Origin of the sequence: Pseudogracilibacillus sp. ICA-222130, from assembly GCF_037892545.1 — a bacterium.
Classification (GTDB): domain Bacteria; phylum Bacillota; class Bacilli; order Bacillales; family Amphibacillaceae; genus Pseudogracilibacillus.
This window is the reverse complement of sequence record NZ_JBBKBG010000001.1, coordinates 66,604-79,882: the sequence shown is the minus strand read 5'-3', so window position 1 is coordinate 79,882 and position 13,279 is coordinate 66,604. Positions and strand designations below refer to the sequence as shown.

The 13,279-nt window shown below is 35.4% G+C and carries 10 protein-coding genes, 1 other RNA gene and 1 other annotated feature; of the genes, 2 read left to right on the top strand and 9 right to left on the bottom strand.

Features of this window, described 5'->3' with window-relative positions; genetic code table 11:
- Nucleotides 1-5: 5 nt before the first annotated feature.
- Both WKT09_RS00380 and cymR read right to left on the bottom strand, forming a co-directional pair.
- Nucleotides 6-1,145 carry a cysteine desulfurase family protein gene (locus tag WKT09_RS00380; RefSeq protein WP_340414138.1) on the bottom strand — a complete coding sequence of 380 codons (1,140 nt, stop codon included), beginning with the start codon at nt 1,143-1,145 and terminating at the stop codon, nt 6-8.
- An 18-nt stretch (nt 1,146-1,163) separates the two neighbouring features.
- Entirely contained in the window at nt 1,164-1,583 is a 420-nt protein-coding gene (gene cymR, locus WKT09_RS00375) for a cysteine metabolism transcriptional regulator CymR (RefSeq protein WP_340414137.1), read from the bottom strand.
- A 143-nt stretch (nt 1,584-1,726) separates the two neighbouring features.
- On the opposite strand from cymR, the gene WKT09_RS00370 reads away from it, so the two are divergent.
- Nucleotides 1,727-3,007 carry a replication-associated recombination protein A gene (locus WKT09_RS00370; protein WP_340414305.1) on the top strand — a complete coding sequence of 427 codons (1,281 nt, stop codon included), beginning with the start codon at nt 1,727-1,729 and terminating at the stop codon, nt 3,005-3,007.
- A gap of 67 nt (nt 3,008-3,074) precedes the next feature.
- The gene (locus WKT09_RS00365) at nt 3,075-3,728 is read left to right on the top strand and encodes an RsfA family transcriptional regulator (RefSeq protein WP_340414136.1); all 654 of its coding nucleotides are present in this window, start codon (nt 3,075-3,077) and stop codon (nt 3,726-3,728) included.
- 48 nt (nt 3,729-3,776) lie between these two features.
- Here WKT09_RS00365 and ssrS read toward each other — a convergent pair.
- The 7 genes from ssrS to recJ form a co-directional block, all read right to left on the bottom strand.
- Nucleotides 3,777-3,962: non-coding RNA, 6S RNA (ssrS, locus tag WKT09_RS00360), on the bottom strand.
- A gap of 182 nt (nt 3,963-4,144) precedes the next feature.
- A complete protein-coding gene (gene aspS / locus WKT09_RS00355; RefSeq protein ID WP_340414135.1) occupies nt 4,145-5,923 on the bottom strand; it encodes an aspartate--tRNA ligase in 1,779 nt (592 codons plus the stop codon).
- On the bottom strand, nt 5,923-7,200 hold the full coding sequence (gene hisS / locus WKT09_RS00350; protein ID WP_340414134.1) for a histidine--tRNA ligase: 1,278 nt from the start codon (nt 7,198-7,200) through the stop codon (nt 5,923-5,925). Before hisS ends, aspS begins: the two co-directional genes overlap by 1 nt.
- A gap of 60 nt (nt 7,201-7,260) precedes the next feature.
- Nucleotides 7,261-7,465: a binding site (T-box leader), on the bottom strand.
- A gap of 52 nt (nt 7,466-7,517) precedes the next feature.
- A complete protein-coding gene (dtd, locus tag WKT09_RS00345) occupies nt 7,518-7,982 on the bottom strand; it encodes a D-aminoacyl-tRNA deacylase (RefSeq protein ID WP_340414133.1) in 465 nt (154 codons plus the stop codon).
- 18 nt (nt 7,983-8,000) lie between these two features.
- Nucleotides 8,001-10,211, bottom strand: coding sequence for a RelA/SpoT family protein (locus WKT09_RS00340; RefSeq protein ID WP_340414132.1), 2,211 nt, complete (start codon nt 10,209-10,211; stop codon nt 8,001-8,003).
- A 219-nt stretch (nt 10,212-10,430) separates the two neighbouring features.
- Nucleotides 10,431-10,946: an adenine phosphoribosyltransferase gene (locus tag WKT09_RS00335; RefSeq protein WP_340414131.1), complete on the bottom strand. Its 516-nt coding sequence runs from the start codon at nt 10,944-10,946 to the stop codon at nt 10,431-10,433.
- Nucleotides 10,943-13,246 (bottom strand): single-stranded-DNA-specific exonuclease RecJ, encoded by a 2,304-nt coding sequence (gene recJ, locus WKT09_RS00330; protein WP_340414130.1) that lies wholly within the window; start codon nt 13,244-13,246, stop codon nt 10,943-10,945. Before recJ ends, WKT09_RS00335 begins: the two co-directional genes overlap by 4 nt.
- Between the last annotated feature and the right edge of the window lie 33 nt (nt 13,247-13,279).

The following is a 13,279-nucleotide window of genomic DNA, read 5'->3' as shown; positions in this document are numbered from 1 at the left end:
CCCCTTTACAAGCCTTTTAATTTTTTGACTGTGTTCGCAATAATTTTTGCCGCTTCCACCACATTTTCTTCATTATTAGCTGTACCAAAACTAAAACGAAGTGAATTATCCATCCGGTCACTTTTAAACCCGTACATTGCTTTTAACACATGAGATGGTTCAATCGTTCCTGCTGTACATGCACTTCCACTAGAAGCAGCGACACCAGATAAATCCAAATTCGTCAATAAGCTATCGATTTTCGTACCAGGAAAGCTAATATTAACAATCGTCGGAATACTATTATTTATATCCCCATTCACCGCAAACTCTACTTCTTCTTCCTCTAATGTTTGAATAAATAGATGACGTAAATGGGTGTAATGTGCGTAATTTTCACGACGGTGTGCAGAAGCAATTTTGTATGCTTCATGGAAACCGACTGCACCAATTAAATTTTCCGTTCCAGCACGTCGTTTTCTTTCTTGGTCTCCACCATAAATTTGTGGTTCAATCACGATATCGTCGTTTTTATATAAAAAACCGATTCCTTTTGGTCCATTTAATTTATGCGCAGACGTTGTTAATAAATCAATTCCCATTTCTTTTACATCCATATCTACAAGGCTATATGCTTGAACGGCATCTGTATGGAAATATGCTTGATGCCCTTTTAATAATTCCCCAATTTGTTTTATTGGTTGAATTGCACCGGTTTCATTGTTCGCTGTCATGACAGATACTAAAATGGTTTGATCTGTTAAAACTTTTTCAACGTCACGTATATCCACTTGTCCATTTTGATCGACAGGTAAATAGCTAACATGAAATCCTTTCCGTTGCAAGTATTTCATAATATTCATAATAGCATGATGTTCTTGAGTAGAAGTAATAATATGACTTCCATTATATTCATTTTCAATTGCTGTACCGATGATCGCTAAATTATTTGCTTCCGTCCCACCACTAGTAAAAATGATTTCCCGTTCTTCTGCATTTATACTATCTGCTAAAAATTTTCGTGCGTCATCTAAAAACTTTCGTGATTTTCTACCGAATCCATGAACACTTGATGGATTACCAAATGTTTCTTTTTCCACTTCATACATTTTTTTCAATACATCTTCATGTACTGGAGTTGTTGCGGCGTGGTCAAGATATATCATGGCCTCATCTTCCCTTCCTTAAATGTAAAACATATATTCCTTTTGTTGTTCTTGATTATCGCTTTTGATTAAGTCTTCTAATGTCGTTGTATCAAGGACCTCTTTGACAACATCACGTATTTGCATCCACAATGCTTGTTGTGCGGCTTCTTCCTCTTCAATCCCTTCCACAGGTGTGATTGGACCTTCTAATACACGAATAATATCTCCTGCTGTAATTTCGTGAGGGACTTTTGCCAAGACATACCCTCCATATGCACCTCGAACACTTTTTACAAGCCCTGCATTGCGAAGCGGCGCAGCTAACTGCTCTAAATAATGGGCTGATAATCCTTTATCTTCCGCAATTGATTTTAGGGAAATTGGGCCCGCCCCATATTTTCTAGCTAACTCTATCATTACCGTTAGTCCATAACGGCCTTTCGTTGAAATTTTCATGTAAAGCACCTCTTTATTTTCATTCCGAATTTACTTTAAAAAATCGTTATTATAAATAATTATAACATGAACAGTCTTGTTCTTGCATTTTAACACATTCACTACTACGCTTAATATAATTATGTTTCAAAAAAGGACGATGTATAATGAAAGAAACGTTAGCAGTGCGTATGAGACCAAATCATATTGATGAAATAATAGGACAAGAACATTTAGTTGGTGACGGAAAAATCATCCGTCGAATGGTGGATGCAAATCAAGTGGCATCGATGATTTTATATGGACCGCCTGGAACAGGAAAAACGTCGATGGCATATGCCATTGCAAAAAGTACCAAAGTCCCTATACGTACCTTAAATGCAGTGACAAATAAAAAGAAAGATATGGAAATTGTCGTAGAAGAAGCAAAAATGATGGGACAAGTAATGCTCATATTAGATGAAGTTCATCGTCTAGATAAAGGGAAGCAAGATTTTTTACTTCCTCATTTGGAAAGCAATTTAATTACGATGATTGGGTGTACAACGAGTAATCCATATCATGCGATTAATCCCGCAATTCGAAGTCGTTGCCATTTATTTGAATTAAAACCTTTAGAAGTGGAGCAAATTAAAGTTGCTATCGATCGTGCTTTACAGGATAAGGATCGTGGATATGGCAATGTAAAGGTCAAAATGGATCATGCAGCATTAGACCATTTTGCATATAGTACAAATGGAGACTTACGCGCCGTTTTAAACGGAATCGAACTCGCAGTAAGTTCTACACCAAAAGATGCCACTGGTACTATTCATATTACTTTGGAAGATGCGGAACAATGTATGCAAAAGAAAAGTTTTTCCCATGATAAAAGTGGAGATGCACATTATGATGTATTGTCTGCATTTCAAAAATCTATTCGCGGTAGTGATGTGAATGCAGCGCTCCATTATTTAGGTAGATTAGTCGAAGCAGGAGACCTTGATAGTATTGCTAGAAGAATGATTGTCATTGCATACGAAGATATTGGACTAGCAAATCCCCAAGCAGGACCAAGAGCGATTGCAGCTGTCGAAGCAGCGGAACGTGTTGGTTTTCCAGAAGCACGTATTCCATTAAGTGTTGCCGTTGTAGAGCTAGCTTTGTCTCCTAAATCCAATACAGCTTATAAAGCGTTAGATGCTGCCTTACACGATATTCGTACGATGAATACAGGCGATGTCCCAATTCATTTAAAAGATAGTCATTATGCAGGAGCAGAAAAACTTGGACGAGGAATCGATTATAAATATCCACATAATTATGATGGCAGTTGGATTTTACAACAATATTTGCCAGATAATATTAAACATAAATTGTATTACGAACCAAAAGATTCTAGTAAATTTGAATCCGCATTAAAACAAATTTATACAAATATAACAAAAAAACAAAAAGATATATAAGTGTATATTTTCCCATCTAATTGGTCATACTAACGAACAAGAATTATAGATAGATGAGGTGGGAAAAATGACAAAAGTAAGACAAGATGCTTGGTCACATGAAGATGATTTACTATTAGCCGAAACCGTCTTACGTCATATTCGTGACGGAAGTACGCAATTAAATGCATTTGATGAGGTTGGGGATATTTTAAATCGCACGTCTGCTGCGTGTGGATTTCGGTGGAATGCAGAAGTTCGATCAAAATATGTGGATGCAATAGAACTAGCAAAAAGACAACGAAAAGAAAAGAAACGACAAATGGCGGTTCAATTAAAAAAGAGACCGGTGCTACAGGAAGAAATTATACAAGATGCATCCATTCATACGCCGATACAGCCATTACACCTTGAGGAAAATCAACTTACGATGCATGAAGTCATTCAGTTTTTACAACAATATACAAGTAGACAAATAGATACAAATAGTTTGCAAACAAAACTAGCATCATTGGAAGAGGAAAATACACGTTTGAAAGAAACGTTAGTATCGACCGAACAAATGTTAGAGAAAACGAATAAAAAATTAAAAATTGTAGAGGAAGATTATCAAACATTTATTCAAATTATGGACCGTGCTAGAAAACTAACCGTTCTCGAAGATGATGTAAATATGCAATCCCCTACGTTTAAAATGGATAAAAACGGCAATTTACAACAAATTTCCGATCAGACTAATTAAAAATAACCTTCTCCATTAATTTGGAGAAGGTTATTCTCATAGTACATCATTAAACCCAACTATGCCGTTTCATATTTACATTTTGATCCCGCATAATGGCAGGTGGGTGTCTGATTTAATACAACATCATTCACGAACGTCTAAGTAAGGATGACAAGCTGTATTAAAATACATAACTCCCAATGTATAGGTGTTCGGTCAAAATGGTCTATTCCACGTACATCTTAGGAATAATGATTGATCTTAATTAAAGAATAACATATGTAAGCGCTTTATGCAACTTTGATTATCAGATTTTTGCTAGATAGCTGTAACATACTGTTAGTAGCTTACTTTGAGTGCGTTATAACATATTCGTTCACAAGAAAACAGCAAGCTGGTCATAATAAATAGACACCACTTGCTGTTTCATTATTTTATGCTTCGTCGTCTTCGACTAAAGACTGGATAGATAATTCTTCTAGTTGATCTTCACTAACCGGACTTGGTGCTTCTGTAAGTAAGTCAGATGCAGATGCAGTTTTCGGGAATAAGATTACATCGCGAATGTTTGTTGTGTTTGATAACAACATGACGAGACGGTCTAAACCTAATGCAATCCCTCCGTGTGGTGGAGCACCAAACTGTAAGGCATCTAATAAAAAGCCAAATTGTTCTTGTGCGCTTTCTTCTGTGAATCCTAATGCTTCAAACATTTTATCTTGTACCGTTTTTTCGTGAATACGAATGGAACCTCCTCCTAATTCATATCCATTTAAAACAATGTCATACGCATTTGCACGAGCCTCTTCAGGATTGGATGTTAATTTTTCAACATCTTCTTTTACAGGAGATGTGAATGGATGGTGAGCCGCTGTAAATCTTTTTGCCTCTTGGTCATATTCAAATAATGGCCAATCTACTACCCATAAGAAATTAAATTTCGACTCATCGATTAAATCTAGCTGTTTCGCTAATTTTAATCGTAAATGACCTAATGCATCTTGTACGACCGTTTTCGTATCTGCTCCAAATAATAATAAATCGCCATCTGCAACATTTGCAAGTTCATAAATATTTGCTTTTTCTTCTTCTGAAAAGAACTTAGCAATTGGTCCAGTAAAGTCGCCATCTGCAACTTTAATCCATGCTAATCCTTTGGCACCGTATGTTTTAACATAATCCGTTAATGCACCATCGATATCTTTACGAGTAAATTTATCTGCATGGCCTTTCACGTTTAATACATTTACAATTCCACCACTATTAGCTGGTCCACTGAATACTTTGAAGCTACTATCTTTTACAACTTCAGTTACATCAATTAATTCCATATCAAAACGTGTATCTGGTTTATCTGAACCGAAACGACGCATTGCTTCTTCATGTGGCATACGTAAGAAAGGTGTTTCAATATCTATGTTCAATACATCTTTCATTACCTTTTTCATCATTTCTTCTGTCATCGTCATAATTTCATCGCTCGTTAAAAAAGCTGTTTCAATGTCAACTTGTGTGAATTCAGGTTGTCTATCTGCACGTAAGTCTTCATCACGGAAACAACGAGCAATTTGGTAATAACGTTCAAAGCCACTCATCATAATTAATTGTTTAAACAATTGTGGTGACTGTGGCAATGCATAAAATTCACCCGGATGTACACGTGAAGGTACTAAATAATCACGTGCACCCTCTGGCGTACTTTTCGTTAAAATAGGAGTTTCCATTTCTAGAAAATCTTGTTCATTTAAATAGTTACGGATCGCTTGTGTTGTTTTATGACGAATACGGAAGGTACGCTGCATATCTTCTCGACGTAAGTCAATATAGCGATGTTTTAGACGTAAGTCTTCTGATACATCTTGAGCTTCATGAATTAAGAATGGTAAATTCTTGGATTTATTTAAAACATTAATATTTGCAACCGTTACTTCTATCGTTCCCGTTGCGATATTTGGGTTCACTGTATCTTCGTCACGTTTAATAACTTTACCTTCCACTTCAATTACATATTCACTACGTAATGTTTCTGCAATAGCTAAAGCCTCTTTTGAATAGTTTGGATTAAATACGATTTGCACAATTCCAGAAGCGTCTCGTAAATCAATGAAAATTAACTCTCCTAAATCACGACGACGATGTACCCAACCTTTTAAAACAATATTTTCCCCTACATGTTGTTCTGTTAATAAGCCTGCTTTTTGTCTTTCAGTCATTACTTTTCTCCTCCAAATATAGTTTGCAATTTTTGTTCTAATTGATCGATAACCACTTCTTCTTGTTCACCTGTATCCATTGAACGTAATTGAATGACATTTCGTTCTAATTCTTCTTCACCTAATACGAGAACATATTTTGCCCCTAAGCGGTCGGCATGCTTAAATTGCCCTTTCATTTTACGTTGTTGGTAATCTTTATCAATTTGAAAGCCAGCCTCACGTAAATGTTGAATAATACGAACTGCTTCCACATCCACATCGCCCATCGTTACTAAGAATAAATCAATGTTCTCATTAATAGGTAATGTAATATTTTCTGCTTCTAATGCAAGCTGTAACCGTTCGAGCCCCATTCCAAAGCCGATACCTGGGGTGCTTGGCCCTCCTAATTCTTCTGCTAAACCGTTGTAACGACCACCACCAAGTAGCGTCGTAATTGCTCCAAATCCTTCTGCATCACTCATTATTTCAAATGCCGTATGGTTGTAATAATCTAAACCACGAACAAGGGTTGGATCAACAATATAAGGAATGTTCATCGCGTCTAAATAAAGTTTTACTTTTTCAAAATAAGCGGTAGAATCTTCATTTAAATACTCTAATACAGAAGGAGCCGTTGCCATTGCTGGGTGATCCATATCTTTTTTACAATCCAAAATACGTAATGGATTTTTTTCCAAGCGACTGTTACAATCGTCACATAATTCTCCCATATGTGGTTTAAAATGTTCTATTAACGCATTGCGGTGTGCAATACGACTATCTGTATCCCCTAAACTATTAATCACGAGTTTAATGTTTTTTAATCCGAATTTTTTATATGCCGTCATAGCAAGCGCGATGACTTCCGCGTCAACACTCGGATCGGCACTACCTAATACTTCCACACCGAACTGGTTCAGTTGACGCATTCTTCCTGCTTGTGGTCTTTCATATCGAAACATTTGCGCAAAATAATACAATTTAGTCGGTTGAATGGGAGAGCCGTACATTTTATTTTGTACATACGCACGAACAACCGGTGCAGTTCCTTCTGGACGCAAGGTGATACTTCGACCGCCACGGTCATCAAATGTATACATCTCTTTTTGAACAATATCTGTTGTATCTCCTACCCCACGTTGAAACACTTCCGTATGCTCAAATAGTGGAGTACGAATTTCTTCATAATTAAATTTTGCACTAATATCACGTAATACTTTTTCTACATATTGCCATCTTGCTGTTTGCTCTGGTAATAAGTCTACTGTTCCTCTCGGAGCACTCAATGCCATAGATAAAAACCTCCTTATAAAAATAAAATCTCGTCCCTTTATTCCATTATAAATACGGAATAAAGGGACGAGATATACCCGCGTTGCCACCCTAAATTAATGTATGTCCTACATTCACTTTCACAGTTAACGCCTGTTATACGTTCATTAAAGAATCCTCTAGGACTGTCTTTCATTAGGCATTCCATGTGAAAATAGTTTCAACCTTGCTATTTTCTCTCTGTTCATGATGACACTAACTACTTCGTTCCTTCATCGGATTTCATTATTCATTTTATCGTTTTTATCATAAGTTTATTTATTCATTTTGTCAAGAATTAACTAGGGTCCACTATAAGCCCTTCTTTTGTTTCTACCATGATCGTAACTGGTCCATCATTTGTTAAGGTTACTCCCATCATTGCACCAAACTTCCCTGTTTCAACATGTATGCCTTCGCTTCGTAATGCATCATTAAATAATTCGTACAATCGATTCGCTTCATTTGGATGCATTGATTTTGTAAAACTCGGGCGACGACCTTTACGAATATTGGCATATAATGTGAATTGAGATATAGATAACACACTACCTTCTACATCTATCAAAGAGCGATTCATTTTACCTTCTTCATCTTCAAAAATACGTAAATGAATAATTTTTTGTACAATTGCTTGGACATCTTTCTCCGTGTCATTTTCCCCTACACCAAGTAAGATGACAAAACCGTGATCAATCTGTCCAACGATTTCATGATCTACTTCTACTTTTGCATCTTTACTTCGTTGTACAACTGCTCTCAACTGACATAACTCCTTTTTTTAATGAACTGTACGTGTTACTGCATAAATATCTTTTACTTGTTTAATTTTATCGACAACATAATGTAAGTGATCTGTATTTTTAATTAAAACAGTCATATGAATATGTGCTATTTTATTTTTATCTGCCCGTCCACTTACGGAAGAAATTTGTGTGTTCGTCTCATTTACAACTTGTAAAATTTCATTTAATAACCCGTGACGATCATAACCAGAAATTTCAAGATCTAAATAATAATCTTTTGAAAACGTATTTGTATTGCGCCAACGTACTTCTAGCATTCGGTCTTTTGCTTCGTCGGATTGTATATTCGGACAATCTGTGCGGTGAACAGATACACCGCGACCTTTCGTAATATAGCCGACAATATCATCATTTGGCACAGGATTACAACATCTAGATAAACGAACTAATATGTTGTCGATTCCCTCGACGATGACGCCCGAATCTGATTTACCAATTGGCGCCGCTTTCTCTTGAATTACTTTATTTACTTCTTCTGTGGAAGATTCTAACTGTTGTTCTTCTAACTCTTTTTCTTTACGTAATTTATCTGTTAAACGTGTCACAATTAAAGAACTGGTAATTCCTTGATACCCAACCGCAGCATATAAATCATCTTCATTTTGGAAATTAAACTTTTCACAAACACGTTTAATATTTTCTTCTGTTAACACTTCTTTTGTTGTAAATCCAAGTTCTTTAATTCCTTTTTCTACTTCTTCTTTTCCTTTTTCAATATTTTCTTCTTTACTCTGTTTTTTGAAATATTGTTTAATTTTACTTTTTGCTTGTGAAGATTGAGTCAGTTTCAACCAATCTTGTGACGGACCATAGGAATGTCTAGATGTAATAATTTCGACAATGTCCCCATTTTTTAATTTATAATCTAATGGCTCCATTTTCCCATTCACTCGTGCTCCAACTGTTTTATTTCCAATTTCGGTATGAATGCGATAAGCAAAGTCTAAAGGAATAGACCCAGACGGCAATTCAATGACATCGCCTTTTGGGGTAAATACATAAACCATATCAGAGAATAAATCTACTTTTAATGACTCAACAAATTCCTCTGCATCATGTGTATCTTGTTGCCAATCTAAAATCTCTCTAAACCATGTTAATTTTTCAGCAAAACTTGATTTGTTTTGATGAAGTTGTTTTCCTTCTTTATATGCCCAATGTGCAGCAATACCATATTCTGCAATTTCATGCATTTCTTTCGTTCGAATTTGCACTTCTAATGGTTCTCCCTCTGGACCAATTACTGTCGTATGAAGGGACTGATATAGATTCGGTTTCGGCATTGCTATATAATCTTTAAAACGACCAGGCATCGGTTTCCAGTACGTATGAATAATTCCTAAAACTGCATAACAATCTTTAATACTGTCCACAATAATACGGACAGCTAATAAGTCATAAATTTCATTGAAAGCGACACCTTGCGCTTGCATTTTTCGATAAATACTATAAATGTGTTTCGGTCGTCCAGAAATTTCTGCTTCAATACGAACGTTTGCTAATTCATTTGCAATTTCATCAATAATTTCATCGATATATGATTCACGCTGATCTCGTTTTTGTCGCATTAATTGCACAATACGATAATATTCTTGTGGATTTAAATACCTTAACGCAGTATCTTCTAATTCCCATTTAATCGTTGACATTCCAAGTCGATGTGCCAATGGAGCGAAAATTTCCAATGTTTCATTTGAAATGCGTCGTTGTTTTTCGTTCGGTAAATGTTTTAACGTACGCATATTATGTAACCGGTCTGCCAATTTAATTAAAATGACACGAATATCTTTCGCCATGGCAACGAACATTTTTCGATGGTTTTCGGCTTGTTGTGCTTCTTTTGATTTATATTTAATTTTTCCTAGTTTCGTAACGCCATCCACAAGCATTGCAACTTCATCATTAAATGCTTCTGCGATTTCTTCTTTTGTTACATCCGTGTCTTCTACCACATCATGTAAAAATCCACCTGCAACTGTTTCAGGATCCATATCTAAATCAACTAAAATACCTGCAACTTGCACAGGATGAATAATATACGGTTCGCCTGATTTCCGATATTGACCTTCATGTGCATCCTTGGCGAATTCATAAGCACGGTAAATAAATAAAACATCATCGTCTGATAAATATTGCTCTGCTTTTTGAATAATATCGTCAATCGTTACTATTTTATCTTTTGACATGGGTATCACCTAAATTTCATCTAAGTTATGGGCCGATCGACATATATTTCGAATCAATTGTAAATGTAAAAGTTATGGAAACACGAATAGCTTAGTGAAAGTAACCATACAGACATGTACTACAAGCACCTTCGTGTTTCAAATGATATTTATGATGTTGTGAACCTAATCAAAAGATTTGTAACTTTTACTTACTACATATAGTTGTTTGTGATCGGTTTATTCGTATCTCATTAATGTTAAAACATCGTAATTTTCTAACTTGCTCATACCATCTAAATAGGCTAATTCAATTAAAAATGCACAACCTACTACGACACCACCAAGTTGTTCAATTAATTTTATCGTTGCTTCTATTGTACCACCAGTTGCTAATAAGTCATCTGTAATTAATATACGTTGTCCAGGTTTAATTGCATCTTTATGCATTGTTAACACATTTTCTCCATATTCTAAACCATAATCAACTTTAATCACTTCACGTGGTAGTTTCCCTTCTTTACGTACTGGAACAAATCCTATCCCCAATTTATATGCGACAGGACAACCAATAATAAAGCCTCTCGCTTCTGGTCCTACAATTAAATCAATTTCTTTTTGCTCAGCATATTTTGCAATCTCCTCTACAGCGTAGGCATAAGCTTCCCCGTTTGCCATAAGTGGTGTAATATCTTTAAATTCTACCCCTTCAATCGGCCAATCTTGTACAATTGCAACATGTTCTTTTAAGTTCATAATGTTACTTCCTCTCTGTTTTCCTCTTCTTCATGCATCAATGGCAAAAACCATGATTTTAATTCATTATAATTTGAATAATATAGCGTACGTTCAATTTCACTTTGTTGTAATTGAAATTGATAAGTTCGTGATTTGTCTAATGGTGTTTTTTCCACGTCTGGATTCATATACACCAAATCATTTTCAACACGAATAAATTTTAAGTCAAAAAATACTTTTAACATAAATATCGCTTTTTCTTTCGACCATTTTTGTTGGTAAATAATTTTTGGTAAATCGGATTTTAAATGTACAGGTTCTTGTTGAAATAAGAAACGATACATCTGTTTAAATTCGTCACGCGCTGGAATGGATTGTAAAAATGCATCCTCTGTCGCTTCAAAGCACAAATGAATCGCATTTGGTTGGGTATGTTTTACAATCTCTTGTAACACGGTTAAGTCATGCGGTAAATCATAAATATATAAACAATCTACTTTTTCTAACGTAGAAGGTGTTACTTCATACGTAATGGTTTGGACATTGGAATAATGTGCAAACTGTTGCATCGTTTCATTTTCATATACGACAACTAAATTAGCATCATAATGATTAAAAAAAGGAACGATATTTCTTTCCGATCGTTTCCCACGATAATCAAACAATTGCCATTCATGAATTGCCATATCTTCCATAAATATTTGTACTGTTTTTATTCCGTTCCATTCATTTATTTGTAATTTCCCTACGATATCGATCGGTGTTTTCTCTGATATAAAATGAAAAAGTTCTCCTTTCGAAAAGGCAATCACATCTAATACACCGGCATCTTTTTTGAATTGCAATTTTAAATGTTTATTATCTTGCCCAATTTGCCGCACTTGAGAAGGGATTCCTCGTACATGTAAAATTGGTTCTTCATTTTTCATTCCAAAAGGAGCTAATGCATTAATTTGTTGCACTAAATTTTCCGTTAGTGCATCGATGGAAACAGATGCATCAATATGAATTTGTCGCTTAAAATCTTCTTTATCTAACAATGAATAAATACGTTCATGTAAAAATTGTTTAATTTCATCAAGATTTTCCATCGGGAACGTCATACCAGCTGCTTGTGCATGTCCCCCAAAGGCAGAAAATAAATGTTTGATTTCCATACAATTTTCAAATAAATCAAATGCACCAATACTTCGTGCAGATCCTTTTAATTCATTGGTATCTTGTTTATATGTCAACATAATAACTGGACGATCAAATTTTTGTACGAGCCTAGAAGCAGCAATCCCTAATACTCCTTCATGCCATTGTTCGTCATACAATATAATAACACCATCATTGTTATTTACTTTCCCTTCCGCTTGCTGCACAATTTTTTCTACAATTTGCTGTCTTTCTTTATTTAGTTCTTCTATTTCTTCTGCTAAAAATTGCGCTTCTTCTTCATCTTCCGTTAATAAAAGTTGAACAGCTAATGTTGCATTATCCAAACGTCCCACCGCATTTATACGTGGCGCCAATATAAATCCTATGTCTTTTTCAGAAATTTCTTCTCCTACATTGGCGATTTTCTTTAATGTTTGAAGCCCGATATTGTCAGTTTTTGCTAATTGTTTTAAGCCGTATGTAACAAGTACACGGTTTTCATCGACTAATGGAACGAGGTCAGCAACCGTACCAATTGCAACTAAATCAAGCCATTCTGTCGGCATATAATCTAATAGATGGTAAGCAAATTGAAATGCAACCCCAACACCTGCTAAATATTTGCATGGATATGCTGGTGATAATTTCGGGTGAATAATGGCTAATGCATCAGGAACTTCATCTTGTACTTCATGGTGATCAGTAATGATGACATCCATGCCAAGACTTTTAATATAAGCAGCTTCTTCTACATTTGCAATTCCATTGTCAACGGTAATGATTAAAGAAGCACCTTCATTTGCCATATAGTCAATCGCGACTTTGTTTAATCCATATCCTTCTAGAAATCGATTAGGAATATAGTAATCACATTTTGCATCTAACGTTTGTAACGCCTTCATTAATACAGTTGTTGATGTAACGCCATCTGCATCATAATCTCCGTAAACGAAAATCTTCTCCCCATTTTCAATCGCCGAAAACACACGTTCTTTCGCTTCATCCATATCATTGAATTGGCTTGGATCAGAAATCTGATCCAAGCTCGGATATAAAAATTGTTGTCTCTCTGATTCTGTTGTAATGCCACGACGTTGTAATAATTGATCTATAATCGACACATCAACATCCTCATCTACTGTTTCGACGATCCAATTCGCCTTACTCTTTAACATACATTTCCTCCTTGCTTTTCAGAGTAAAGACAA

Bases quoted from the DNA above. Each gene is read 5' to 3' on its own strand.
- WKT09_RS00340 (WP_340414132.1), bottom strand. From the start codon at position 10,211: ATGTCAAAAGATAAAATAGTAACGATTGACGATATTATTCAAAAAGCA.
- WKT09_RS00335 (WP_340414131.1), bottom strand. From the start codon at position 10,946: ATGAACTTAAAAGAACATGTTGCAATTGTACAAGATTGGCCGATTGAA.
- hisS (WP_340414134.1), bottom strand. From the start codon at position 7,200: ATGGCATTGAGTGCTCCGAGAGGAACAGTAGACTTATTACCAGAGCAA.
- WKT09_RS00380 (WP_340414138.1), bottom strand. From the start codon at position 1,145: ATGATATATCTTGACCACGCCGCAACAACTCCAGTACATGAAGATGTA.
- cymR (WP_340414137.1), bottom strand. From the start codon at position 1,583: ATGAAAATTTCAACGAAAGGCCGTTATGGACTAACGGTAATGATAGAG.
- aspS (WP_340414135.1), bottom strand. From the start codon at position 5,923: ATGACTGAAAGACAAAAAGCAGGCTTATTAACAGAACAACATGTAGGG.
- WKT09_RS00365 (WP_340414136.1), top strand. From the start codon at position 3,075: ATGACAAAAGTAAGACAAGATGCTTGGTCACATGAAGATGATTTACTA.
- recJ (WP_340414130.1), bottom strand. From the start codon at position 13,246: ATGTTAAAGAGTAAGGCGAATTGGATCGTCGAAACAGTAGATGAGGAT.